Annotated in this window: 23 protein-coding genes; 10 read left to right on the top strand and 13 right to left on the bottom strand. The window is 53.1% G+C overall.

The genetic code is table 11. From position 1 onward, the window contains the following. The first annotated feature begins 1 nt into the window (after position 1). The 3 genes from BTJ39_RS14215 to BTJ39_RS14225 are packed head-to-tail and all read left to right on the top strand — an operon-like array spanning position 2 to position 3283. On the top strand, positions 2-1276 hold the full coding sequence (locus BTJ39_RS14215; protein ID WP_078003361.1) for a nucleoside permease: 1275 nt from the start codon (positions 2-4) through the stop codon (positions 1274-1276). Positions 1277-1287: 11 nt separating this feature from the next. Then, positions 1288-2316, top strand: a complete 1029-nt coding sequence (locus BTJ39_RS14220) for an ADP-ribosylglycohydrolase family protein (protein WP_078003362.1) — start codon at positions 1288-1290, stop codon at positions 2314-2316. Next, on the top strand, positions 2306-3283 hold the full coding sequence (locus BTJ39_RS14225) for a PfkB family carbohydrate kinase (protein WP_078003363.1): 978 nt from the start codon (positions 2306-2308) through the stop codon (positions 3281-3283). Before BTJ39_RS14220 ends, BTJ39_RS14225 begins: the two co-directional genes overlap by 11 nt. Here the strand turns inward: BTJ39_RS14225 and BTJ39_RS14230 are convergent. Next, entirely contained in the window at positions 3270-4013 is a 744-nt protein-coding gene (locus BTJ39_RS14230; protein WP_078003364.1) for a GntR family transcriptional regulator, read from the bottom strand. The genes BTJ39_RS14225 and BTJ39_RS14230 overlap by 14 nt on opposite strands. Positions 4014-4175: 162 nt before the next feature. On the opposite strand from BTJ39_RS14230, the gene BTJ39_RS14235 reads away from it, so the two are divergent. Beyond that, entirely contained in the window at positions 4176-4736 is a 561-nt protein-coding gene (locus BTJ39_RS14235; protein WP_078003365.1) for a chorismate mutase, read from the top strand. Between the two features lie 39 nt (positions 4737-4775). On the opposite strand, the gene BTJ39_RS14240 is transcribed toward BTJ39_RS14235, so the two are convergent. The 8 genes from BTJ39_RS14240 to BTJ39_RS14275 form a co-directional block, all read right to left on the bottom strand. After that, the gene (locus BTJ39_RS14240; protein WP_241825916.1) at positions 4776-5879 is read right to left on the bottom strand and encodes a hypothetical protein; all 1104 of its coding nucleotides are present in this window, start codon (positions 5877-5879) and stop codon (positions 4776-4778) included. Between the two features lie 22 nt (positions 5880-5901). Then, positions 5902-8418 (bottom strand): fimbria/pilus outer membrane usher protein, encoded by a 2517-nt coding sequence (locus tag BTJ39_RS14245; protein WP_176110321.1) that lies wholly within the window; start codon positions 8416-8418, stop codon positions 5902-5904. Between the two features lie 111 nt (positions 8419-8529). Next, positions 8530-9294 carry a fimbrial biogenesis chaperone gene (locus BTJ39_RS14250; RefSeq protein ID WP_078003367.1) on the bottom strand — a complete coding sequence of 255 codons (765 nt, stop codon included), beginning with the start codon at positions 9292-9294 and terminating at the stop codon, positions 8530-8532. Between the two features lie 2 nt (positions 9295-9296). Continuing rightward, complete coding sequence (locus BTJ39_RS14255; protein WP_078003368.1) at positions 9297-10010, bottom strand: fimbrial biogenesis chaperone; 714 nt, start codon at positions 10008-10010, stop codon at positions 9297-9299. Beyond that, positions 10003-10311 (bottom strand): hypothetical protein, encoded by a 309-nt coding sequence (locus BTJ39_RS25425; protein WP_176110323.1) that lies wholly within the window; start codon positions 10309-10311, stop codon positions 10003-10005. The genes BTJ39_RS14255 and BTJ39_RS25425 overlap by 8 nt, the downstream gene beginning before the upstream one ends. Before the next feature lie 223 nt (positions 10312-10534). Further along, positions 10535-11236 (bottom strand): fimbrial biogenesis chaperone, encoded by a 702-nt coding sequence (locus BTJ39_RS14265; RefSeq protein WP_078003370.1) that lies wholly within the window; start codon positions 11234-11236, stop codon positions 10535-10537. Positions 11237-11289: 53 nt separating this feature from the next. Continuing rightward, complete coding sequence (locus tag BTJ39_RS14270) at positions 11290-11847, bottom strand: fimbrial protein (protein WP_078003371.1); 558 nt, start codon at positions 11845-11847, stop codon at positions 11290-11292. Positions 11848-12245: 398 nt separating this feature from the next. Then, positions 12246-13151, bottom strand: a complete 906-nt coding sequence (locus BTJ39_RS14275) for a LysR family transcriptional regulator (RefSeq protein ID WP_078003395.1) — start codon at positions 13149-13151, stop codon at positions 12246-12248. A gap of 139 nt (positions 13152-13290) precedes the next feature. Here BTJ39_RS14275 and BTJ39_RS14280 point away from each other — a divergent pair, with 139 nt between their 5' ends. From BTJ39_RS14280 to BTJ39_RS14305, 6 genes are all read left to right on the top strand, one after another. Then, the gene (locus BTJ39_RS14280; RefSeq protein WP_078003372.1) at positions 13291-14064 is read left to right on the top strand and encodes an SDR family oxidoreductase; all 774 of its coding nucleotides are present in this window, start codon (positions 13291-13293) and stop codon (positions 14062-14064) included. A gap of 455 nt (positions 14065-14519) precedes the next feature. Then, positions 14520-15260, top strand: coding sequence for a fimbria/pilus periplasmic chaperone (locus BTJ39_RS14285; RefSeq protein WP_078003373.1), 741 nt, complete (start codon positions 14520-14522; stop codon positions 15258-15260). A 39-nt stretch (positions 15261-15299) separates the two neighbouring features. Beyond that, entirely contained in the window at positions 15300-17786 is a 2487-nt protein-coding gene (locus BTJ39_RS14290; protein ID WP_078003374.1) for a fimbrial biogenesis outer membrane usher protein, read from the top strand. 230 nt (positions 17787-18016) lie between these two features. Beyond that, positions 18017-18463, top strand: a complete 447-nt coding sequence (afaD, locus tag BTJ39_RS14295) for an AfaD family invasin (protein ID WP_176110325.1) — start codon at positions 18017-18019, stop codon at positions 18461-18463. Positions 18464-18522: 59 nt separating this feature from the next. Beyond that, a complete protein-coding gene (locus BTJ39_RS14300; RefSeq protein ID WP_078003376.1) occupies positions 18523-19047 on the top strand; it encodes a hypothetical protein in 525 nt (174 codons plus the stop codon). A gap of 298 nt (positions 19048-19345) precedes the next feature. Then, positions 19346-19879 carry a hypothetical protein gene (locus BTJ39_RS14305; RefSeq protein ID WP_078003377.1) on the top strand — a complete coding sequence of 178 codons (534 nt, stop codon included), beginning with the start codon at positions 19346-19348 and terminating at the stop codon, positions 19877-19879. Positions 19880-19987: 108 nt separating this feature from the next. On the opposite strand, the gene BTJ39_RS14310 is transcribed toward BTJ39_RS14305, so the two are convergent. The 4 genes from BTJ39_RS14310 to BTJ39_RS14325 all read right to left on the bottom strand — a co-directional run bounded on the left by BTJ39_RS14310 (position 19988) and on the right by BTJ39_RS14325 (position 26768). Next, positions 19988-22477: a membrane-bound PQQ-dependent dehydrogenase, glucose/quinate/shikimate family gene (locus BTJ39_RS14310; RefSeq protein WP_078003378.1), complete on the bottom strand. Its 2490-nt coding sequence runs from the start codon at positions 22475-22477 to the stop codon at positions 19988-19990. A gap of 427 nt (positions 22478-22904) precedes the next feature. Beyond that, positions 22905-24413: an aldehyde dehydrogenase gene (locus BTJ39_RS14315; protein ID WP_422386038.1), complete on the bottom strand. Its 1509-nt coding sequence runs from the start codon at positions 24411-24413 to the stop codon at positions 22905-22907. After that, on the bottom strand, positions 24388-26034 hold the full coding sequence (locus BTJ39_RS14320) for a GMC family oxidoreductase (protein ID WP_078003380.1): 1647 nt from the start codon (positions 26032-26034) through the stop codon (positions 24388-24390). Before BTJ39_RS14320 ends, BTJ39_RS14315 begins: the two co-directional genes overlap by 26 nt. Before the next feature lie 14 nt (positions 26035-26048). Then, positions 26049-26768, bottom strand: a complete 720-nt coding sequence (locus tag BTJ39_RS14325) for a purine-cytosine permease family protein (RefSeq protein ID WP_096777739.1) — start codon at positions 26766-26768, stop codon at positions 26049-26051. Positions 26769-26818 lie beyond the last annotated feature (50 nt).

Here is a 26818-nt window from a genome sequence, read left to right on the forward strand (position 1 = left end):
CATGAAAAATAAAATCGCCAGCCTGTCATTTATGATGTTCCTTGAGTGGTTTATCTGGGGCGCATGGTTCGTTCCGCTCTGGGCGTTTCTCAGCAAAAATGGTTTCAGCCCGGTGGAGATAGCCTGGTGCTACGCCTGTACTTCTATCGCCGCGATTCTTTCTCCTATCCTGGTCGGTTCGCTCGCCGATCGCTTTTTTCAGGCACAAAAGGTACTGGCGCTGCTGATGATAGCCGGCGCGGTTCTGATGTTTTTCGCCGCCCAACAGCAGCAGTTCACTACCTTCTTCCCGCTGCTGCTGCTCTATGCCCTGACCTACATGCCCACCATTGCGCTGACCAACAGCATCGCTTTTTCTCACGTTGAGGACGTGGAGCGCGACTATCCGCGCATCCGCGTAATGGGCACCCTCGGCTGGATAGCCTCCGGCATTGCCTGCGGCTTCCTGCCGCCGCTGCTCGGTTTTGGCGATATCTCTGCCAGCAACATACCGCTGCTGATCACCGCCGCCAGCTCCCTGCTGTTGGGTATTTTCGCCCTGACGCTGCCCGCCACCCAGCCGAAAAGCACTGGAAAATTCAGTCTGCGCGTGGCGCTGGGCCTGGATGCGCTGCAGCTGCTTAAAGATCGCAGCTTTCTGGTGTTCTTCGTCTGTTCATTCCTGTTTAGCATGCCGCTGGCATTTTACTACATTTTCGCTGAGGGTTATCTGACCGAGGTCGGCCTGGCGCACGCGACCGGCTGGATGACGCTGGGTCAGGTGTCGGAGATTTTCTTCCTGCTGGCGCTGCCGTTCTTTATCAAACGCTTTGGCATCGGCAAAGTGCTGCTGCTGGGACTGGTCACCGCCGCGCTGCGCTATGTGTTCTTTGTCTTCGGCGGCGACCAGAATGCGCTGACCATCGGCCTGCTGTTTATGGGCATTTTGCTGCACGGCGTCAGCTATGATTTTTACTTCGTTACCGCCTATATCTACGTCGACAAAAAAGCACCGGTCGCCATGCGCAACGCCGCACAGGGCCTTATCACCCTCGCCTGCCAAGGGATCGGCAGCCTGCTAGGCTATCGACTGGGGGGTTACCTGATGCAGGAGATGTTTGCTTTCGATAAGCCGCGTAACGGGCTGACCTTCAACTGGGCAGGCATGTGGCTGTTCGGCAGCGTGATGATAGCCCTGATCACCGTGGCCTTTATTCTGCTGTTCCGCGATGGCAAAAAGCGCAGCGACGAATTAACCACCTATCAAGCAGAGGCTCAGGCTGAGAGCCGGCAATAAGGGAAAATATAATGACCACTTTTCACCAGGAAAAACGCATTCTCGGCGCCTTTTACGGCCAGGCGCTGGGCGATGCCATGGGCATGCCGTCAGAGCTGTGGCCGCGTCAGCGGGTGAAACAGCATTTTGGCTGGATTAACAGTTTTTTACCGGGGCCGAAGGAAAATAGCGCCGCCTGCTACTTTAAGCGCGCCGAGTTTACTGATGACACGTCGATGGCGCTGGCGCTGGCAGACGCCATCCTCAGCCATGAAGGAGACATCGTCGCTGAAACCATCGGCGCCAACATTTTACGCTGGGCGGATACTTTCGACGCCTTTAATAAAAACGTGCTCGGTCCAACGTCGAAAATTGCGCTGAATGCGCTGAAAGCCGGCACGCCAATTGCGCAGCTGGAAAACAACGGCCTGACCAACGGTGCGGCAATGCGTATTTCGCCGCTGGGATGCCTGCTGCCCGCCCGCGATCTGGATGCCTTTATCGACGCCGTCGCGCTGGCCTCCAGCCCGACGCATAAAGCCGACGTCGCCATTGCCGGCGCAACGGTAATCGCCTGGGCCGTCTCGCGCGCCGTCAGCGGCGCTGGCTGGCCGGTAATTCGCGATGAGCTGCCCGCTATCGCCCGCGCCGCACAGGAAAAGCGCGTGACCACCTTCAGCGCCTCGATGGCCGCCCGCCTTGAGCTGGCGCTGACGGTCGTTGCCGGGGGTTGCGGCGTTGAATCAACCATGCAGAAAATTTATGACCTGGTCGGCACCGGCACCAGCACCATTGAATCGGTGCCTGCCGCCATTGCCATGGTGGAGCTCTCCGGCACCGACCCCAATCGTTGCGCCGTTCTGTGCGCAAATCTGGGTGGCGATACCGACACCATCGGCGCCATGGCGGTCTCCATTTGCGGCGCCCTTAACGGTATTGATGCCATTGATAGTGACTTAAAAGCGCAGCTGGATGACGCTAATCAGCTCGACTTTACCCGTTACAGCGCCGCCTTTAGTCGCTTACGTCAGCAGCGCGAGGGCTGCCATCATGACGCCTGATCTGCTCGACAGGCTGGAGAGCCGCTACCCGGTTTGCATCATCGGTGCGGCGGTAGTGGACGTGATTGCCGATGCTTACACCTTGCCCCATCGCGGCAGCGACGTGGAACTGCACCAGCAGGACGTGGCAGTCGGCGGCTGCGCGCTAAACGTTGCGATTGCGCTGCGCAGGCTGAATATCTGCGCCACTAACGCCCTGCCGATGGGTAACGGCGTCTGGGCAGGCATCATACGTCAGAAGCTGCGGCAGTATGATATTCACAGCGTAACCGAAACCGCCAGTGGTGATAACGGCTGGTGTCTGGCGCTGGTAGAGCCGGACGGCGAGCGCACCTTTTTATCGGTAAGCGGCGTGGAGAATCAGTGGGATGACGCCATGCTGCAAACCATACCGCAGCAGCCAGGCGGCTGGTTCTATCTGTCCGGCTACCAGCTGACCAGCGCCAGCGGCGAGAAGCTGCTGCGCTGGTTTGAAAATCCGGGCGCCATGCAGCGGCTGCTGATCGATTTCGGCCCGCGGCTGGCAGAGCTGGATGCGGGATTTTTTACGCGCGTTATGGCCCTTAAGCCGCTGGTGACGGTCAATCGACAGGAAGCCGAAATGTTGTGGTATGAACGGCTGGAACAGCAGGATAACTTCGATGTACAGAGCCTGCTGAGGCAGTGGGTTAGCCGTTATGGCAGCCCGCTAATCGTCCGGCTGGACAGCGAAGGCGCGGGCTTTAACGACGGCCGCCAGCAGAAATGGCTGGCGCCGCTGCCGGCGAAAGTGGTGGATACTATTGGCGCCGGCGACAGCCACGCCGGCGGCCTGCTGGCCGGTCTGGCTGCCGGCTGGCCGCTGGAAGACGCCATCGCTTTAGGCAACGCCGTTGCCTCGTTTGTGGTGTCCCATCGCGGCGGCGACTGCTCGCCGGACCGGGAATCACTGCGTAAATACTGGCAGCAGAGCCTTACTCCGCAATAAACACATACATATCGCCACGGCAGTAGCTGATGCTGTACTCCAGCGGCGCAGCGTGCTCATCCAGCGCCAGCTGACGGATGACCAGCACCGGGATATTATCCGGCAGCGCAATGTGCTGTTTCAGGTCAGCGTCCGGCATGCGGGCGCTTACCCGGCTCTGGGTTTTCACCGGCTGGATCTGATGACGGCGGAAATAGTCGTACAGGGAAATACCGATATCATCGGCGTCGTTAATATAGGCCAGCGGAACCCATGATTCTTCAACCGACACCGCCTGGCCATCAACGTAACGGATGCGTTTGAGTAGCCAGACCTCGCTGCCAACGGCCAGCTCAAGCTTCTGCGCGATTTCACTGTTGCAGCGCAGACGGCTTTTATTAATCCAGACGGTGTCCGGCGTTTTACCCCGTAATACCGCCTGCTGCGACAGCCCTTTCGGCTCCTTAAGCGAATACTCAAACTGGCTGCAAATCTGCGTGCCGTAGCCACGACTGCGGAATACCACGCCCTGCTTTTCCAGCTCATCCATCGCTTTGCGCACCGTAATACGGGAAACGCTGAGCGCCTGACTGAACTCGCGCTCGCTCGGCAATATTTCTTCATTCTGCAAAAGGCCCTGCCGTACGGCCTGGATGATAACGGCGGCAAAACGCTTATACAGCGGGGTTTTATTATCCTCAGCCAGCGTTTCAGCCAGCTGCCTGAGTAGCGCTGCGTGATTGTTGCTCATCGGTGAACCTGGCCTGATTAAACTGACGCCACCATCATACTGGATTTTTGGCCGATCTCCGTCTTAAATCCATAACGTCAGCCCAATGACGCCTTGCACGCTAGCGACCGGGCTGGCAAACAGGGCAATAATGGGAAATGACGTGAACCATAAGGACGGAAAATGCAAAACAAACCGCTAAGCTTCAGCAAACGCAATCTTTTTGCGCTGCTACTGACCCTAATCTGTACCAGCCTGCCGGCATATGCTGCCGACAGCAGTCAACCCGGCGAGCTGATCAACCAGCGGCTGGGCTGGATGAAAGACGTGGCAGGCAGTAAAGCGGCAAACCATCAGCCGGTAGAAGATTTAGCCCAGGAAAAAAAGGTGATGGCCAGTACGCTGCAGCTTGCGCAAAGCCAGGGGATTGCGCCGGACAGCATTAAGCCTTTTATTCAGGCGCAGATGGACGTGGCTAAGGCGATACAGTATCGCTATCGCGCCGACTGGCTCTCGACGCCGGAAAAAGGCTGGCATCCGCGCCCGCTGGACGAAGTCAGAACGAAAATATCTCAGCTATCGACGCAGATTGTTGAGAAAATTGCGCAAGACCTGAAGGCCGGCGCGGGGCATTTTCCGCCCGCCGAAGCGGCCTTTACAGACAGTCTGCAACAGAAAAACCTCAAGCCGGCGGATAAGCAATTATTATATAAAACGCTTATTCAGACTCACCTGTCACAGTAAGCCGGTGCAGGGGCTAGCGTCGTTCTGCCAGCCTCTGCGTTAATTAAAGGTCACCAGCACTTCCGTGGCCGCATGCACATCGCCAAAGGGCAGATCCTTGCCGCCGGAGCAGAGGCGCCAGGTAATCTCATTCTGAATGACCCGGGAAGTATCGCTGTCGGCAATCTGACCAATCTTCAGCTGCGTATTATCAAAAGAAACGCCGCTGTCAGCGGTACACTGCCCGCTTCCGGTAACGCCGTTGCCAATTTCGCCGGTAATGTAACCGCCGCCCTCCTGCAGCGCCAGTCGCGATTTATTTCCCTGATACAGCCCACTGGAGGCGCGAAACTGAACGTTTAAATTGGTGGAAATTCGATCGGAATCCTGAAAGCACTGCACATTAAAGTGCTTTTTTACTTCGGCCAGCTGCGCGCCGGTCCGCAGATTACCAGAGACCGAGCCAAAATCAATTAGCGCCGGCGTATCAACATTACAATGCAGATTATTCACCCTAAAAACGATGTCACTGGGAAATATTTGCTGGTGAATATCACCAGACATCCCACCCACCGTATAGGATCCAAAGTACATCGGCTTGACGTTAATATCGTCACTGGTCTGCGTGCCATCGGCGACAATAGCCCAGTAGCCATTAATCGATGCCGTACGTTCTGTTTTGGCGAAAAAGCCACTCATCGAACTATCTTTATTCGACGGCGGCACGCACCAGGCATAGCCAGCAGAGGATCCGATGGTTTCACCAGCCGAGGTGGTTACCTGGGTCTCTGGAATGCCGATGTGCCCGGACATGGTGGTAGGTTTGTCATTATCATTTTTACGCCAGTAGGTCGCAGACACGCTGGCGATCGGTATAATGCCAATGCCGTGGGCTATTTTATAGGCCTGATAGCCGCCAATATTGGTTAACTGGGAAGAGGACATACACCGGCTCACAATATCTGAAATGGCCACCATGCCGTATTTGGGGTCCATCCATAGCCAATCAAGATCGTGCGTTTCCGTATAGCTGTAGGGTAAACCTGACCAGACGATACCAATACCTTTACCAACAGTGATGGTGTCAGCATAAGAAAAGGCGCTTTGTATAAGCAGGCTCAGCAGCGCCAGCTTTAAAAACGGGTAACGTAAAAAATTATTCATACAACCTCTGTAAAATCCCGGGCTATTGGCAATCGACGGTAATATTTCTTACCGGGTTATAATCTGATGCCGCTTTACTGTGCGATAGATCAAAGGCCGCCCGGCACTGCTCGCCGGTGCCGGCTCCCCATTTGGCGAATAATTTTCCTCTGGTAGCCAGCCCCGTCAGGTAAACCTGCCCGGCTTCGCCAACAATCGAGGTGTCAGCGTCATTATTTTCGGAGATAACCGTGACGGTGCTGCCAAAACGCAGCGGCCGATTATTATTTTTCATCGTAATCAGCGCCTGATAACCGACGCGGGGATTAAAGATAGCCCTGACAACCGCCCCCCTGGTGGGATAAACCATCACGCTGGATTGCTTAATGTCGACATCATCAGGCAGCGTGGTTGGGTCAAGGCTAATATTATTGCGCCGATAGGCGGCGAGATAAGGGATCACAGCATAGCCACGGTCATTAGTAGTAATATTGCCGTTAGTCACCGTCGCGCCGCCAGCTCCCGGGGCTTCAACAATCGCCAGTGAATCACCCAGCATCTGGCTGAGAGTCACGCCGTGGGGGTGAATGACTATTCCCCCATTAATGCCGGCGTTCAGCGTACGCGCGCTGTTATTATAGTTATACCCGACATTGACCTGACCCTGGGCGCCCTGGTAGCTGACGTTCAGATTACTGTTTTTATCGCCGCGCGCCGTGGCCCAACTTTGCGACAGATTATAAGAAAGCTTACTGTTAAGGGCATTACCGGTAATGCCTGCCTGCTGCTGCGTTTGCCCCCGTCCAGAATGCGTCAGCTGATAACTCGCATAGATGTTGTGCAACGCTGTCCTTTGCGGAGAAAACAGCGCCAGCGGAACCTGCATATTAAACGCTAGCTGCCTGTTTTCCGGCCAGTCTCCCTGATTATACACGCGCTCAATGCTGTAATTAACGCCTACGCTAATGCCGCGAATTACCGTACTCAGACCGGCAGACAAGGTGTTATCAATCCGATTATTATTCCAGTAATTATAGCGGGACGCCGATAAGAATAGCGTGCCAAACTTTCCGAGCTGTTGATTAAGGCTGGTCTGAAATAACGAGCGCTGCCGTTCGCTACTTCCCGAAAGGTAATCGTGATAAGCAAACTGACGATAATTATTAAAATCGGTGAAGCTATAATAATTTTGCGTACTGTAGCGGTAGGCCGTCAGATCAATTGATGTCCCGGTATTCATCAGACTTTTTGAATAACGCAGGCGGTAAGACTCTCCCTGCTGGAATCCCTTCATACCGTGCAGTTTCGCCGAAGCCGTCGTAATATCGGCAGACAGTGCGCCAAAACTCCCCAGCGACAGCCCCACGCCGCCAACGGCAGAAAGATAGCGCTCAGAAAACAAGCCGCCGCTATAAAAGGTAACGTTATGTGGCAGACCCAGAATATACGACGCCAGCAGGAAGTTCGCATTTTCGGCATCTTTTAAACCATTGCTGTGAAAGCGTCCGGTGGTTATCTCGTATTTATAACTGCCGGGACGGCGCATTACCGGCAAAGAGGAATAGGCAATTTTTTGCGTACGCACTTCGCCGTCAGCTTCCCTGATAGTCACAATCAAATTACCACCCTGCCCGGCCTGGTAGAGATCTGAAATACGAAATGGCCCTGGTGGGACATAACTTTGATAAACAATATTGCCATTTTGCGTTACCGTAACCCGGGCATTGGTTCGCGCCACCCCGCTGATTAGCGGTGCAAAACCACGCAGGCTATCCGGCAGCATTTCGTCGCTGGAGGCCAGCTGTAGCCCCTGAAAAGGAAAGCTATCAAATACCTCGTTACCCGTATTATTTTCTCCCAGCAAGATTTGCGACTTTAGCGGAATAATATCCCGCTGCAAATAAGTGGTATTAACCTGTAACTTTTGAAACCTGGCGTTACCGATTGCTGAACCGTAGATATCATTATAGCTGTAGGTCACATTACTCCGCAGGCGCCAGGCTCCCCAGTTAACGCCACCCGATAAATTAGCAAAAAGATTATTTTGCTTACTATCGGCAGCGCGCGTGCCACGGTATTCTGAGCTGCTACCATTAATATTATAATTTAGCAGCGCCGCTGGCACGCCTTCATCCCAGAACTGTGAGTCAACATAGCCCTGCGCGCGACTTTGCATATTTACCTGCGGAATGCTGATATCCAAACGCAGCTGAGAAATATTAAATTTTACTTGAGCATCTTTTATATACTGGCTAATGTCGCCCACGGGTTTATTGACAGATAAAGACATAAGTTTCGGCGTAGCATTTATATTCACACCCATTCTTTTTAAAAAGGCGGTTGTTAACTCTACACGATTTTTTTTATCACCCCCCGGACTGAAGGTCATCATATGCTGGCCTTCATAGTTTTGATTAATATAAACATCAACAAGATACTTACCCGCAGACATGCCGCCTGACTCAGAAAATGCGTCGAGATTAGCAATATCCTGTTGACCGCCGCTAAGAGATAACAGGGCCGGATCGAAATAATCCTTACTATAAACTTTCTGAATCATTATTAACGGCAGTGAACACGTCGTTATAACAATAAAATTATAAAAGAAAAATCCCTTTTTCATTTCAAAAGCCTGTTACGATGATACAGAATTATGAACCGGCAGAGGCGTTCAAAGCTCCTGCCTCTTTATTTCTGTTTTCCAGCCATCCTCATCCATTAATTCCCATTTCACTTCGCCTGAGACGCGATCCGGAATCCGATACACTCTCTCTCCCTGAGGCGGTACCATCAAACGTAAATGGTCATTATCAAAGTGAAAGTGACCGATTTGTAATGAGGCAAATGTCAACCAGTAAGGCGTTGGATTTTTAACAATAAGCCTGTTTTTATTGCGTAAAAAGCGTACTTCCGCCGACAGCGCGTCTATCACCCGTTTTTTAAGGCGATATGGCCGAAAAAATACTTTCAGATTCGTCACCACTACCATGGCAACATAGTTAGTTTTTTCCTCACGCTTCTGGGCAGGAATGGTCCTTAAAGAAATAAAATAAACGGACTCTTTTTTATCAGATAGCGGTACTTCATTACGCCGTATACGGAGCACCAGCTCGCTGTGCGCCTCAAGGCGACTGAGGGGCGGTGTAACGATAAAGGGCATTGGCTGAATAGCGGCAACGCTGCCGCTGGCCAGCCCGGTGGATGGATCAACGGCTTTAAACTGCGCCTGAAGCAAAAATACGTTATCCGTTTTGTTATGTACTTTTAACGTCACGCCATTTTTATCTTTCTCAGAAAATATGACGCGCGTAACGTCCAGCTCAATTCCACCGCCCGCTTGAATCCGCGCATAAGCTGGATGAAAAAATGCAGTGAGGAGTATTAACAAGGCGCAAAGCCTGCCCACATTAAGCGGTAATAAGGGAATGAATAGCATAATCAGAAACCCTCATTATGGTAATATTGAGACAAAACACCATAGTCATTAATAACGCGCCAGCTAACCTTTGTTATCTTTTTATTCGCCGGTATAAATGCCCGCCCCCCGGGTGGAATCATAATGGGTTTGCTCAGAACTGAAGTTGAGGATCCCTGCGGCCTCAGCCTGGCAACGGTCATAAAGTAGCCGCCAGGATTAATAACCAAAAGTCCATGATCCTTTCGGCTAAACTGTAAGGAAGCGGCTGCCTGTTCGAAGGTTTGCGCCATATGTGCCGGACGGTAAAAAATCTTGATTGTAAACCTGAAGCCCAATGACAGTTTCGATGCATCTGCCGGCCAGTGCTCCTCGTTCTGCGTTGGAATCGCGCTAACGGTAAGATATGAAACCGACTCCTTTTCCCCCGGCCAGTCGCTCTTAGCCGGAATAATTTTTAATATTTGCTGCTGCCCGGCCGCTAATAAAAACAGCGGCGGCGTTAGCATAAAGGGACCCGTTAGCCTGTCATCAGCATGCGCAACGCTTCGCGCCTGTATCAGATAGCGCTGCCCGCTGCTGTTGCGTACGCTAAGCGTCTTAACCTTATCCGTGGCGGAAAAAACCACTCTCGTCCGACTTAAGCTAACGCCTTGCGCACTGGCTACCGTGCAAAGCGCACCGCCGGCCATCAGCAAGAAAAGCAGCAACAGGCGTGTTTTCAGGCGTTTATTCATAGAAAAAGTCAAACATTATCGCAGCGCGCAATGCGCCGGGCTTTACCGAAGCGCAGGCATCGCCATCACCGCAGCTTACCCCGACGAAAAAGGGCAACTGACCGCCGGAGGGAAGTTGACCGGCCTGTCCTACGGCGATTTTATTGCCGCTGCGCACTTCTGTATCACTGAAGGTCGGTGTTTGCCGCTGTTGATACAGAATTATACCCGCCCCGCCGGCGTGCGACGCGGCCTCATTTCTGAATAACCATTTACTCCCCTGCAGCTTACCTTCTCCGTAGGTTTTGATTGTCGGCGTCATTGTTTCTCCCGGCACTCCCTGGCAATTGCTAATATTTAGCGTGAACGGTTGAACACCCACCAGCGCGCCGGCTACAAGAGCGCGTCTGTAAATATCCCCCAGCGGCAACAGGGTTCGACTAAGGCTGATATCACATGTCGTTTTAGATATATTGGCTTCAAAATTCACTACCAGCGCGGCGGCATCTTTTACCATTCCGACAGAGAGTAATAATAAAATAAAATTAATGTATCTTTTGAGAATAGGCATTAATTCCGCCATTATCATTTATCGTACGCCACACAACATTTCCTTTATGCCAGGTGGTGGCATAAACATGATGACTAAAGGGTGGTAACATTAAATCGGCTGCTTTTGATAAATTAACATAATGACTATCTATTCTTATTGATGAAAAACTAACGTAATAAGGTGAATCATTCGTCACTTTTATGCCATTCTTTTCCGGCACAAAGCGCAATTTCCTCTGCGCATCCTCCGGTGAACTGTGCAACCCATCAGGTCGGTAAAAAAGCTTAATGATATTACTCACACCAAACTTTACCGCACCAAATGTTTGATCTTCCTTCGCATTTTTTTTCTTTTCTTTAGCAGACGGAATCGCGGTAGCCTTAAAGAAAAATAACGACTCTCTGTCATGTGGGAGATCGGCATTGAGCATCGAAATACGTATTTTATTTGTCTCACCGGCCTCCAGCCTGAAAAGCGGTGGCGTAACAATAAAATAACGACTCTGTTTACCTTCCGACGTACCAATAACCGATGCGCTGACAAGATAAGTGTCGCCAGTGGTCGTATTACGAACCTCAGTATTAATACTTTTCTCACCTTGTTTATAGATCAGCCGGGTAGCATTAATACCAAAACCATCGGCATGCGCAGAAAATGAAAAAATAAAAAATAACTGAAAACTTAGCTTTTTCATGGGTTTTTCAGAAAAGAAATAGCAGGCTGACGGCTTGTCAGCCTTGATGAGAATTAGTTGTAGGCAAAGCTGAAAAGAATCGGAGCGTTAATGGCACCCAGCGTCACATTGTCAGCCAGCGATGCAGAAGCCAGTCCAACCTGCATACTCAACGTTTTATTATTGAAGTCTGCAGCGGAGGGGGTTTCACCAGCCGTTGCCACTTTAATTTTTTCACCGTTCTTTATATAGGCATTCGGACTATCAAGTAGATTCAACATGACGCCAGTATTTGAACCGCTGGAGTTAAAGATATTATCATAGCCCCCCAGCGTCTGCCCTGAAACGGTTATACTGGCAATATCCCCTGTGGACTCGGGGCTTTGGCAGTTATTCAGGCCAACGGTGAAATTCTTAACGCTTTCAGGAATAGGTGTGGCAACGCTTTTAAAATCGGTGCGGGTAAAGTTACCTAAATCGATATTGCTATTTGAAAGCGATATATCGCAGGTTCCCGCCGCCACGTTTGCCGTTACTGTTAACTGAGCATTCGAGGATGCGTTTACATTTGGTGCCAGCACTGAAAGTCCAGCACCAAGAATGACTGATGAGAAGCGAAAAAATTTATTCATATAGTCCCTTACTTATTAACTCCTACATGGTACCGTCCTGGGCGGATTGATATAGTGACATAAAGTAAGAGCTGAAGTAAACACCATCATTGCCATGGGAATTAACTCTAAAACACAGCCAGCTGGATTAAAGAGACATTAATTCAAAGTTGATTTTTTAAAACTGGTTAAATATTAGCCTGATATTAACCATGGCAACAATAAAAACAGCATGGAACCCGGCAATCCTTCAGACCGTCGTAACCCAGGATTGCAGGATAGCGCGAGTGGCTGCATTACCTTACTTTACATAACAGGAAATAATACGAAATTTTTATATCATGCATATTATAAAGTCAGGATAATGGCAGCAGCACAGTTTGTAATTGACACCCGATGCGATTGCGCTCAGTCGGCCGCTAATTCAGATGCATTTTCTCCTTAATAAGCGGCTCAACCCAGCCAATAAATAGCAGCAAAGACTGAGAGATGTGTTTGCGATGTGGATACAAAAGCGAAACCGGAAGCGCCGCAGGTAAATAATCTGGCAGAATTTCAACCAGTTCTCCGCAATCTAAATGTTGTTGTACATCATATTGTGGTATCTGAATTATTCCCATTCCTGCAAGGCAGCAGGAAATATAGGCTTCGGCATTATTTACCGTTATCAAACTTTGCATCGCTATAAAATGCGCATGACCGTCTTCATGCCATTCCCAACGCTCAACTCTGCCGGTGGTAGGCGAAGCGTAACTCACCATAAAATGCCTGGATAATGCGTCAGGACTATCTGGCATACCGTACTTGCTGATATAGCCAGGCGAGGCCACATTTATCAGCGGGAGATAGCCCAGCTTTCGCGCCACGAGGCTGGAATTAGCCAGTACGCCAACCCGCAGCGCACAGTCAATGCCTTCCTCAGCCAGATTGACATTACGATCTGACATTCCCATATCCAGCGATATCAACGGATATTGTCGAAAAAAATCCGGCAACGCCGGAGAAATAATCAGCCGCCCAACGCGCCCGGGAACGTCAATTTTTATATTGCCAGACGCCTGAGCGCCATCATTTTTGAACATATTTTCCGCCTCTTCCACTGCGGATATGGCGTTTTGGCAAAGTTCATAAAAAGCACATCCATGTGAAGTAAGAGAAATACTACGGGTGGTTCGATGAAAAAGACGTACGCCAACGCGCGTCTCCAGCTCCGCAATCGCAGCAGAAACCGATGAGCGTGGCATATTCATCACGCTGGCAGCACGGGTAAAGCTATTACTTTGAACCGCCTGCACAAAAATACGGAAGAGATCAACTCTATCCATGTTACCCATAGCTCCTATTATTGTTCGTGTTTTCTGAACACTTTAAACATAGATGACGACTTTATATATCAATAACTGCCGCTACTCTTGAATAAAAAAATATTTACTTTTATTTAATAAATAATAAAGGAGTAATACTATGACACACCACAGTATTTTAGATAAGATTATTCTCATTACTGGCGGCGGCAAAAACCTTGGTGGATTAATTGCCCGTGATTTTGCCAGCCACGGCGCTAAAGCCATTGCCATTCACTATAACAGTGAAAAAAGCAGAGCAGAGGCTGAGAATACCGTTGCGGCGGTCAAAGCCGCAGGTGCGCAGGCGCAAGCATTTCAGGCCGATCTGACCAGCGCTGCCGCCATGACGCAGCTGTTTACTCAGGTAACCAACGCATTTGGCAAACCCGATATTGCCATTAATACGATTGGTAAAGTACTAAAGAAGCCCATCGCTGAAATTTCTGAAGCAGAGTACGATGAAATGAGCGCCGTTAACGCTAAGTCGGCATTTTTCTTTCTGAAAGAAGCCGGAAAGCACCTTAACGATAATGGTAAAATTTGCACGCTGGTCACTTCGCTGCTCGGTGCATTTACGCCGTTTTACGCCGCCTATGCCGGGATGAAAGCCCCGGTAGAACACTTCACGCGCGCCGCAGCAAAAGAGTTTGGCGATCGTGGTATTTCCGTCACTGCTATTGGTCCGGGTCCGATGGACACGCCCTTCTTTTATCCGGCCGAGAGCGATGACGCGGTGGCCTACCATAAAACGGCGGCGGCACTCTCCCCCTTCAGTAAAACCGGTCTGACCGATATTGATAATATCGTTCCCTGGGTGCGTTTTCTGGTATCAGAGGGCTGGTGGATGACCGGACAAACTATCCTGGTCAACGGTGGCTATACCACTAAATAAGCCGCTGAATACGGGCGCTATAATCAGCGGTGCCGCTCAGGCTTAATGCGTTAAGCCTCCTGATTTGGTTTTTCACCGGCCAATGACGACGCGCGGTCACCGCTATTTAACGTGGATGGTCACCGTGACCGCTTCGTGAAAGGCCCCGGTTTTTTCGCTTCGAATAAAAGGCCGCCTGCTCCGTCGGAGCTGACCTTTCCAACCTTATTTTCCACGATTATGGCACCTTTAGTGTCTATATTGGCGCCATTGGCGGCGATCCCCGAATACTAATCGCGTTCCCGCCGCGCGCACCATCGTGCTGACCAGTTATTTCATCACGCGACACCGCTTATTTTTCGTACCCGTCAGATATACCGCCCGCCGCTGCCTCCTTAGAATTTGCAGCAGTTAACGAGGCACCGGACTCTGCTGCCTTCCCTGACCTATCACCTCTCTGACGGGAAATACGCGAAATGAAATTTATCTCTACTGTCGCTATGACTGCGGCGCTGTTCGCCCTGAGCGCAGGCTCACTGGTAAAGGCTGCCGACCAGAACATCACCACCAATACCAACTCTTTTAGCGTCAAACTTGGCGCGACGCGGGTTATCTATCCTGAAAACTCGGACGGCGCCACCCTGTCGCTGGCTAACCCGCAAAGTTATCCCATTCTGGTCCAGTCTTCGGTGGTGGCGGCAGATAAAAAATCACCGGCGCCGTTTATCGTCACGCCGCCGCTGTTTCGCCTTGAAGCGAATCAACAAAGTCGCATACGAGTGGTGAGCACAGGTGCCAATCTGCCCGCCGATCGGGAAACCCTGCAATGGCTGTGCGTCAAAGGCGTGCCGCCGCAGCAGGCGGGTAACAATGCCAGCCATTCCACCGACACGCAAATTAACTTACAGCTCTCGATTAATACCTGCGACAAGCTGTTTTTCCGTCCGGCGTCGGTAAAAGGCGGACCGGATGACGTTGCAAATCAGTTGACCTGGCGCCGCCAGAATGGCGCGCTGCAGGTGACTAACCCAACGCCGTTTTATATCAGCTTTGCCTCAGTGCATATCGGCGGCAAAGCGCTTTCCGGCGTTGAAATGGTGGCACCCTATTCCTCTGCAACCGTGCCGTTTTCCGCTACCGCCAGCGGCGAGGTGGAATGGCAGGTGATCACCGATTTAGGCGGTGAGAGTCGTACCTTCCGCGCTGCGCTGAAATAACCCGACTAAATCACTCTGCAGCAGTGGGAGGTTGAACTGATGAAAATGACACGTTTAGCTTTCGCGCTGCTGGTGATTATCGGCGCAGAGCACGCCCAGGCGGAAGATTATACCTTTGACGCCTCTCAGCTCGATGGTAGTGCGAAAAATAGCGATATGGCCCTGTTCAATCAAGGGTTGCAGCAGCCCGGTACCTACAGCGTAGATATCGTATTAAATGGCGAGACTGTCGACAGTGGCGAGGTCAGGTTTAAGCTGGAAAAAAATGCGGCGGGCAAACCGTGGCTGGCCCCCTGCCTTAGCGTCACTCAACTGGCGCGCTATGGCGTAAAAACCGACGACTATCCGGCACTGGCTGCCAATGGCGGTAGCGCTGACTGCGCCAATATTCTGGCGATCCCGCAGGCTAAAGCATTGCTGGACCTGAATACTCAGCAGCTGCTGCTCAGCATTCCGCAGGTTGCACTGCGGCCAAAACCGAAAGGCATTGCGCCACGCGAAAGCTGGGATGACGGCATCACGGCGTTTTTGCTCAACTACAATGCCAGCAACATTCACACCGAATACCGTAGCGCCGCTCACAGTGAAGAAAACAGCTGGCTGCAACTGCAGCCGGGCCTCAACCTCGGCGCCTGGCGCATCCGTAACGCCACCAGCTGGCAGCAAAGTAGCGACAGGCCCGGTCACTGGCAATCGAGCTATATCTATGCCAGCCGGGGGCTATATGATCTACAAAGTCGACTGACCCTTGGTCAGAGTAACAGCAGCAGCGAAATTTTCTCCGGCGTGCCGTTCACCGGCGTCATGCTGGGTTCTGATGACAGCATGGTGCCCTATAACCTGCGCCAGTTCGCGCCGGTTGTACGCGGCATTGCCCGCACTCAGGCGCGCGTGGAAGTCAAGCAGGGCGGCTATGTTATCTATAACCAGACCATCGCTCCCGGCCCGTTTGCGCTGAACGATCTGGCGGTTAACGCCGGCGGCGGGGATCTTAACGTCACGGTCTGGGAAACTGACGGCAGCCCGCAGACCTTCACCGTGGCTTATCAGACCCCGGCTATCGCTCTGCATCAGGGTTACTTCAAATATAACCTGATGGCAGGGCGCTATCGCCCAACCGATCCCACCGCGGCCAAAGCGCCGGTCGTGCAGGCCACGCTGATGTACGGCCTGCCGTGGAACCTCACCGCTTACGGCGGCGTGCAGAATGCTCAGCATTACAATGCGCTGTCGTTGGGCATAGGCTTATCTCTGGGCTACTGGGGCAGCCTGTCGGTGGATGATACCCGTGCGCGCAGCCAGCGTCAGGGGAAGGACTGGCAGCAGGGCAGCAACTGGCGTATCCGCTACAGCAATCAGCTTAACGCTACCGGCTCCTCATTCAGCCTCGCCAGCTCGCAGTATGCCTCTTCTGGCTACAGCACGCTGTCAAGCGTACTGGACAGCTATCACCGCGCCGGGAACGGCGACGCCGGCGCCAATAGCAACATACGTTCCAGCACCGATATCGCTCTCAGCCAGACCCTTGGCGAATACGGCAATCTGAGTCTGAATGCCTCCCGTACCCAGTGGCGCGGCAGATCGGGGCATGATGACAGCTGGGGTTTGAGCTATAGCACCATCATTCAGGGGGTGTCTTTGACGCTGAACTGGAGCCAAAGCAAAGCCTGCGGTCGGGAGGGAGAATCCTCGCGTCAGCAGATAACCAGCATTGGCCTCAGTATGCCTCTCAGTCGTTGGCTGGGTGGCAACATGAATGCCAGCTGGCAAATGACGTCACCTTCGCAGGGAGGCGAGAGCCAGACCGCAGGCTTAAGCGGTCAGACATTTGACCGCCAGCTGACATGGAATGTACAGCAGCGCTATCAGGCCGGCAGTCAGCCGCAAGAGCGCAACAACAGCACGTTACAGGCCACCTGGAACGGCGCTTACGGTCAGCTCGGCGCTAATTACAGCTACAGCCAGACCAGCCGTCAGACCGGCGTTAACCTTGCTGGCGGCATGATAATTCACCGTCACGGCGTAACGTTTAGCCAGCCGCTTAGCGACACCGTGGCGCTGGTTGAGGCACCTGGCGCCGCAGGCGTGGCGCTCTATAGCTGGCCGGGAGTGAAAACCGACTATCGCGGCTATACCACCGCCTCCGGCATCGGCGCCTATCAGGAAAACGAGGTCAGTCTCGATCCAACGCAGCTGCCTGACAACGCAGAAGTTTTGCAGACAGATAAAAAGGTGGTACCAACCCAGGGCGCGGTGGTGGAAGCGCGCTATAAAACCCGCATCGGCGCCCGGGCGCTGGTACAGCTGACCGGCGCCGCCATACCGTTCGGCGCAGCGGTAACCGTTGAAGACCAGCCTGGCGGCGCCGGACTGATAGACGACAAAGGCCAGGCCTATCTTACCGGCCTGCCCGCTAGCGGCCGGCTGACGGTGAAATGGGGTGACCAGCAGTGCCATATGGATTATCAGCTGCCGCACCGCAAGGGGCCTGGCGGGCTTTATCAGCTCAGCGGCGTTTGTCGTTAACAACAGATCCGCTAACTGGATGTTTATTTTTCCCCTCATATCATGATGTTACATCAGCGCGTGGATGACTGCCGCGCGCTGAGCCTACGTTGCCCCCGCATTGCCATCCTGACGGCAAAATCCGCCATTTTCGTACCAGTCAGATAGGCCCATCCAGTGCAAAAAAATATAATCTCTCTCGCCGGAATAGCCTGGCGCGCGGAGTTTCATTCCCCCCTATGGAGTGCGTTATGTCGATAGCTAAACGAGGCCGCATTACTTTGCTGGCGCTGTTACTGACGGCGTTTAGCATGCAGGCTGTCAGCGCCGCAGAAACTGCACAGCTGGTACTGCGTTCGCAGCAGGGCATGGTTTCCGGTTACCTGCATGACGGTACGCGTATTGTGCTGGGGCGCGTAATCAGCCACCTCAGCCACACCGCATTTCATCTTTGGGGAGATGCGCAGCACAGCGATACGCGCCCGACAGCGTATTTTCTGACTGGCAGCCAGGATAGCCGCCATCAGCTGCGAGTCCGTCTGGAAAGCGATAACGGCTACGCCGATGACAAAAGCGGTGGCGGACTTATTTTGCCAACGATAAACGATGAGGCCAGCTTTTATCTGGTTATCGATGGCGATCAAAACGTTATTGCGGACAGCTATTCCTTTGGATTTGCTGCGGCGACAACGCCCTGAACGGCACGACAGTGAATTCATCAAACTTCGAAACTGAAACAATGCACAAAGGTATACAAATGAAGATCAGCTATTTACTGGCATCAATGGGCCTGTTGGCCTCAACCACTGCTCTGGCAGCAGCCACCGTCGATCCCGCTGCACTCGGTGGCAGCGCGAATCAGTTCGTAGAGGTCACCTTTCAGGAACCGCTGGCGGTAACCCACACCTTAACTAAAACAGGCGCGGCGCTTACAGCCGGTAAAGTAGGCGATAGTAATACCACCCTGGCCTCAGGCAAAGTTACCGTCACCGCAGGGACATTTAGCGCGACACAGACGCTGGCGATTAAACCAACGACCGCCGCAAAAGACCAGCCTGGTACTAACTACGTGGCGGGTACTGCCGTCAATACCAGTAAGCCAGAAGATAATTTTACTTTCTGGCTATATGGTAAGTCGGTGAAGACGGTAGGCGGTAACAACTGGGTTCTGGATACAGCCGGAAATAAAGAAATGAAGTATGACGTTATTGCTTATAAAGATACGGTTATTAAAGCCGGGGCATACAAAATCGCTATCGATGCCGCCGTTTATAGCGAATAAATGCACACCCGTAATAATCCTATAACACTAACAATTAAACCGGCAAAAAACTGACAATGGATTTAACGCAACACAGTGCCAATTATATTAATAACGCTGTCAAGCATGAGCGCCGGGCATTGTTGAAATTCCTGCAAGGATATAACAACACCCTTATTCATCACCGGGAAAATGGGTATTTTCAGGAATAATTTAATTATATTTGTAAAATATCAATCCAGATATAAGTCAGAAAAAAAACAGTTTTTTCTGAGGTCTCCTGACCGCAAAACATCAAAAAATTAACTAAGGTATTTATATGATATTGAAAAAATTACTGGTCGCATTAAGTCTGCTGACCTCAACCACCGTTCTGGCAGGGACCATTGATTCAGCGGCACTCAGTGGTACCGCGAATCAGTTCGTTGAGGTTACTTTTCAGGAACCATTGGCGGTTAAGCATGCGTTAAATATCGCTGCAGCTAAGTTTACCGCAGGAAAAATGTCGGATGAAACCGTACTTGCAACCGGCGAGGTAAATGTGACCGCAGGGACGCTGAAAGCAGGGCAATCTCTGGCCGCCGCGCCAAAACACGTCCCGGCCAATGCGCAATCTGGTCCGAAATGGACGACGGGTCAGGCAATCGACACCTCGGTGCTAAGTAATACGTTTAATTTTACTATGACAGCCGGTGAGCCTACTGAAAACATTTCTGTTAAGGATGCCGGTGGAAAAAAATGGCTGGTTGAGCAAAACGACACCTTGCACTATCGAATAATACTGAGTCGTGATGCCGTAATTAAACCCGGAAAATATACCATCTCAATTGATGCCGCAGTTTACTCTGAATAAACGTTTCACAAACTATTTGCACAACAGCAATATAAGGCTTTACGCCAGCGTAAAAAAAGCGCGCCGGCCAGGGCGCGCTTTTTTTTCCTTAACGGTAACGACGGCTTATCAGCTGCCTTCAGGCAGCGCATAGGCCAGTACGTAGTCGCCGGCAGGGGTTTCCATAAAGTGATGACCGCCCGCTACGATGACCAGATACTCGCGGCCATTTTGCGTATAAACCATCGGGTTAGCCTGTCCGCCGGCAGGCAGCGGCGTGCTCCATACGGTTTTGCCAGTCTTGATATCAATCGCGCGGATCAGGTCATCCGTCGCCGCAGCGATAAATACCAGTCCACCCGCGGTTACCACCGAGCCGCCGTTATTCGGCGTACCGATATTGATCGGCAGGCCGGTCGGTAAACCAAACGGGCCGTTACGACGTGCGGTACCCAGCGGACGATCCCAGATGGTGCGGCCATCGCGTAAATCGATCGCGCGGATACCGCCGTAAGGCGGTTCTTTACACAGCATTTTGGTGAAAGGCAGACGCCAGCCGGCATTAACGTTAACCGCATAGGGAACGCCAATCTGCGGATCGCCCGCCCCTTCAGCGTGACCCGCGTCATGGGGGTTATACGGGATCTGATCGCGCGGTTTCCAGCCCAGTGCGTCAGCTTTGGCACGCGGTACCAAAATATTGTAGTTCGGCATGTCATTGTAATTGGCAATGATAATGCCGCGCTGCGGGTCGACCGCTACGCTGCCCCAGTCCGAACCGCCGTTATAGCCTGGATATTCGATAGTATGACGATCGGCCTCCGGCGGGGTATATTGCCCTTTATATACCGCTTTCTGGAACTGGATGCGGCACGCCATCTGATCGAACGGCGTCAGCCCCCACATATCCTGCGGCGTCAGATCGGGTCTGCTCAGATGATGGAATAACGAGTAAGGCTGAGTTGGCGAGCGCGAGTCCGGCTCGACGCCGCCGCCGGGAACCGGCCGTTCCTCCACGCCAAACAGCGATTTGCCGGTACGACGATCAAGCACATAGATTTCGCCCTGCTTGGTCGGCACGATAATCGCCGGCACCTTCTCACCGTTCTTCGCCGGATAGTCGATCAGCGTCGGCTGCGAGCCCTGGTCGTAATCCCAAACGTCTTTATGCGCCGTCTGGAAAGACCAGCTCGGCAAACCGGTATCAACGTTGATCGCCGTCAGCGATACGGCATATTTATTTTCCGCATCGGTGCGCGAGCTGCTCCAGTAATCGCCGGAAGAGTTACCCAGCGGTAGATAAACCAGGCCCAGCTTGTCGTCGCCGGTGAAGGAGGTCCAGACATCAGGCGAACCACGCTTATAGGCGTTGGGGCCGGTTTTTGGCGTGCTGGTATCCGGCGCGGCCGCATCCCATGCCCATTTCAGCTTACCGGTGCGCACGTCATAAGCTTTAATCACTCCCGGCGGCCCGAAGGCGCGCTGGCCGTCAATGGTCTGATGCGCCACCACCAGCGTATCGCGGATCACCACCGGCGCGGAGTTGATCGCCACGTAGCCGTCGTAGACCTCGCCCATATCCGCAGCAAGATTAACCGTCCCCTGGTCGCCGAAATCACGGCAAACGTCGCCGGTTTTGGCGTCCAGCTCAATGACGCGGGCATCAAGGGTTCCGAGAATAATACGCTGGCTGCACGCTTGCGCATTCGGGCTATTACCGGACGCGGCGGCCGCAACGTTAGCGACGCTCGCGGCGTTCTGCCCCGTGGTAACATGGCTGTTGGTCTGGCCGTCAAACCAGGTCAGGCCACGGCAGGCGGCAGTATAAGGAATCGATTTATCGCTGACTTTCGGGTCAAAGTGCCACTTCTCTTTACCGGTTGCGGCATCAAGGGCAAAGACCTGATTATGTGGCGTACAGGTGTATAGCGTATCACCGATTTTAATCGGCGTGTTTTCCGCTCCCCAGCGCGCTTTAGGTAAATCGCCGGTGCGGAATTGCCATGCCAGCTTAAGGTTTTTCACATTGTCCGGCGTTATCTGCTTCGCGCCGGCAAAACGCTGCGACGCCAGCGAGCCGCCATAGGTATACCAGTCGCCTGAATCGGGATTGGATGCTTTGCCGCTGCCGGTGTCGGTTGCAAACGAGGCGCTGCCCGCTTCCGGCACGTTAGACGCCGGCGTGACGTTCAGCGGCGCAAAGGGTAGCGCGGCCGCAGCCACAAAAGCTAACACCAGTACGCCCGCCAGCAAGCGGGAGAATACCCGGCTGGTTCCGGGGCGCAGCCCGGGAAGCTGGAAGGCAAAAATAATGCCCAGCAGCAGCATAATATCGAAGCGCGGCACCCAGCCCCAGTAATCAAGACCGGACTCCTGGATGGTCCAGATCAATGTGCCGATGAAAACCAGCGCAAACAAATAAGCACCGGCGCTACGCCGCCTTAATATCAGAATCGCGGACAGAATGCTGCCAATACCTGCCAGCAGGTAATACCAGTTCCCACCTACGGCGACCAGCCATCCGCCGCCGATTGTCATCGCAATGCCAAATATCAGCAAGATCAAGGCAAATACGATATTCCAGACTGAAAGTCTGGTTATTTTATTTGATTTGCTCAAAATATATTTTCCTTAGCCAAAAAAGGTAAAACTACCTGCAAAAGAATAGTACATATTCCTGTCACCGATTGATAATTACGCCGCGTTAATAACTAAGCACCCGCAGCTCCCCCTCCGCTGACGCGCTTGTATTACGTCTGGTGGGCTGACAAAAATTATGCCACCGCGTTTTTTAATTATTACATATCCTCATAAGATTTTTCCCACGATATATATCTGAAATAAAGTCCATACAATAACGCAGTGTAATAATATGCGCGGCTGAATTAATAAATAATCGTTAAGCAGCAATGTCTCTTTACGCGCAGCGCTAAGCGAAAGCACTCGCCGCCAGAAAAAAACACAGTTCAGGGAGAGGGCAAGCCCCACCGACGGACAGGTGCCTGAGGGCAGCAAATACCGTCGGAGGAGCCCGGCGAAAGGCAGGTTATCGAAGCTGAAACCAGGTGGTCTTCAGATGCGTGAACTTATCAAAGGCATGCAGCGACAGGTCGCGACCAAAGCCGGACTGCTTATTGCCGCCAAAAGGCACCGTGACGTCGAGCGCATCAACGGTATTGACCGAAACCGTCCCGGCGTTAAGCAAGGCGGCGACGCGATGCGCCCGGTGCAAATCGTCGGACCAGACCGAGGCCGCCAGCGCGTAAATATGGTTATTAGCCAAATCGATAGCCTGCTGCTCATCATCAAAGGCGCGCACCGCCAGCACCGGTCCGAAGATCTCCTGCTGCCAGAGCGCCATCTCTTCACTCTCAGCAACCAGCAGGGTCGGCTGAACGTAGTTGGCCACACCATCAATGGCAATCGCTTCGCCGCCCGCCAGCAGGGTTGCGCCCGCCTCCCGGGCGGCGGCAATGGCTGCCATCACCTTTTGCTGGTGAGCCGCGCTAACCATCGGTCCCATCGTCGCTGCCGGATCGAGCGGATTTGCCGGCTGCCACGCGCTCAGCTTCTGGCGCAGCTTGTCAATAAACGCGCTGTAGATGCTGCGTTCCACCAGCAGGCGGGAGTTAGCAGAACAGACTTCGCCCTGATTAAAGCAGATGCCGAAAGCGGCTTTTTCTGCCGCCAGATCGAGGTCCTGACAGTCAGCAAAAATAATATTGGCGCTCTTGCCGCCGCACTCCAGCCACACCTGTTTGAGGTTAGACTGCGCGGCATACTGCATAAACGCTTTACCCACCGTGGTAGAGCCGGTAAAGGTCAGTACGTCAATATCGTTATGTAAACCCAGCGCGGTGCCGGTTTCGTTGCCAAGGCCGGTAACCACGTTCAGCACGCCGGCAGGCAGCCCCGCCTCCAGCGCCAGCTCGGCAAGCCGCAGCGCCGAGAAAGGCGAGTTTTCCGAAGGTTTAAGGATCACGCTGTTACCCGCCGCCAGCGCCGGTCCCAGCTTCCAGGCGGCAATATCCAGCGGGAAATTCCACGGCACCACCGCCGCCACGACGCCGCAGGCTTCGCGGGTAATGGTTGCCAGCGCGTTTTTGGCCGTCGGCGCAATCTGGTCATAGATTTTATCGACACTTTCAGCATACCAGGCGATAACGTGGGCGGCGCCGGGCACATCGATATGTAGCGCATCGTTAATGGGCTTGCCCATGCTGACGCTTTCCAGCAGCGCCAGCTCTTCGCGATGCTGGAGGATCAGGGCGGAAAGCTTCAGTAACACCGCTTTTCTTTCCTGTGGAGAGCGTCCGGACCAGCTGCCGGAGGCGAACGCTCGCCGGGCAGACTTAACCGCGAGGTCCACATCCTCCGCTTGCAGCGCGCTGACCGCCGCCAGTTCGCGATTGGTCGCCGGGTTAATCACCGTAAACGTCTTTTTGCTGGCGGCAAGCCAGGGTTGGCCGTCAATAATGGCATGGCTGATGAAGCGCTGATCGCGCAGTTTATTCTGCCAGTAAGTGATATCAGACAAAGGCGTTCTCCTGCGCATGTTGTGATTGCGATGAGCCAGCGCCGCCGAGGATCATATCCGCCGCGCGCTCGCCGATCATAATTGCCGGTGCGTTGGTGTTGCCGCTTATCAGAGTGGGCATAATGGAAACGTCGGCAACCCGCAGATTTTGCAGGCCATGGACTTTTAGGGTTTGCGGGTCGACCACACTCATGGCATCGCTGCCCATTTTGCAGGTGCCGACCGGATGAAATACCGTCGCACAGTAATCTTTTACATAGCGGTGCAGCTGCTCGTCGGTCTGCACCTGCGCACCCGGCAGCATCTCTTTGCCGCGAATGCTGGCGAATTCCGGCTGCGCCAGGATGCTGCGCGCGGTTTTAATCCCTTCAACCAGCACCGCTGCATCATTAGGGTCGGCCAGGAAGTTGAAATCGACGACCATCTGGCCCTGACGGTTGAGCGCCAGCGAGCCGATAGATTTGGGCCGCAGCACGCAGGTGTGAATGGCGTAACCGTGCCCCCATTCAAAAAGCCGGCCGCGATGGCTGCGGTAGCCCGGCACGAAATGAAACTGAATGTCCGGCGCGCCAGAGCTGAGCCGGGTGGAGGCAAAGCCGCCGGCTTCAACGTAATTGGTGGTCAGCCAGCCCCTGCGACCAAACAGGTATTTTAACGGTGCGGACAAAACCGGCTTCCAGGCCGATAGCGAAAATCCCAGGGTCAGCGGGCTGCGGGAGCGAACGGTCACCAGGCCGTCGAGATGATCCTGCAAATTCTGTCCGACGCCGGGCAGATGGTGCTTCACGTCAATGCCCGCATTGCGCAGCATATCCTGTGGGCCAATGCCGGACTTCATCAGCAAGTGTGGTGAACCGATTGAACCGGCGCAGAGGATCACTTCTTTATTCGCCAGCAGCGTAAGGTGCTGCTGGCCGTCCGCCGCCAGCACGCTGACCCCTTTAATCAGCTTATCTTCGATAATCAGCTGCTGCACTTCACAGTCGGTCTTCACCGTCAGATTGCGACGGGTAAGGTGGGGATGCAGGAAAGCCCGGTAGCTGGAAAGTCGCTGACCATTCTTCTGAGTGAGGTTATAAATACCCACGCCGGCCAGGCTGGCGCCGTTGAAATCACGGTTGTCGGCAAGGCCAAGCCGCTTACCGGCGTTAACAAACAGCGTGGAAACCGGGTTTGGATCGCGTGGTTTATCCACCAGCAGCTCGCCGCTAAAGCCGTGATAGGCCGGGTCCTGTCCCAGCTGATTATTTTCCGAACGCTTAAACCACGGCAGCACATCATCCCAGCCCCAGCCAGGGCAGCCGGCGTCGCGCCAGCGATCGTAATCAGACGGCAGGCCGCGAATATAAATCATGCTGTTCATTGATGAAGAGCCGCCCAGCGCCTTACCGCGCGGGATATGGATCTGGCGGCCATCCAGATTGGCCTGTGGCGCCGACCAGAAATTCCAGCTGAACTTTTTACTTTTATACAGCGTAATAGTGCCGGCTGGCGTCTGAATACGCGGCGTGTTATCGCGACTTCCGGCTTCAATCAGGCAGACACTGCATCCGGCGCGTTCAGATAAGCGCGCCGCCAGCACCGATCCGGCCGATCCGCCGCCAATCACGATGTAGTCGTATTTACTGGTGTTGTTCATAAGGCATTCACTTGTTATTTATAAGCAGAGGTTTGTGTCAGCGTTTGCGGGCGGCGGCTCATCAGGTAATAAACCGGCGAAACCACCACCAATCCTACCAGCCAGGAAATATCCGCGCCGCCAAGGGAGACCGAGGCCGGGCCGGTATATATCTCCGTCGACATAAACGGAATTTCTACCGCGATCCCCAGCAAATAACAGAAGATTGCTCGTACATTGTAATAGCCGTAAATACCCCCATCGCGGCGGAAGAAAGAGGGAATATCATATTTCCCGTGGGCGACCAGATAGTAATCGACCAGGTTAATGGCGGTCCAGGGCACCAGTACGTACAGCAACATCAAAATAAAGTTGGTGTAATTAACCAGGAAGTTATCCTGGCCGTACACCGCAATCGCCACTTCAATGGCGACGGTAATAATTGCCGTGGCAATGCGCGAGCCGGAAAGCGGGGACCATTTAGCAAAAAAAGTTTGTCCGAGCGTCAGGGTACACAGCACCCCGCAATACAGATTCATGGCGTTGGTGGCGGCAATGCCGAGTGCAAAAACGATAATGACCGTGGCCGATAATCCGCCGGTGGTATCGACGATTGAGGTAATCAGGTCACCATTAATCACGCAAATCGACACCAGAATGCCGAGGATCATCGGGAAAAAAGAGCCCAGCACGCAGCCGATGTAGCTGCACCAGAACACGCTGTTTTCGCTGATATCTTGTGGGGAGGTGATCATTCTTGCACAGTTAAAGTATTCAGGAAATTTGCCGAAAAGACTTATGGGAT

Origin of the sequence: Izhakiella australiensis (genome assembly GCF_002006995.1) — a bacterium.
In the GTDB taxonomy this organism is placed as follows: Bacteria; Pseudomonadota; Gammaproteobacteria; order Enterobacterales; family Enterobacteriaceae; genus Izhakiella; species Izhakiella australiensis.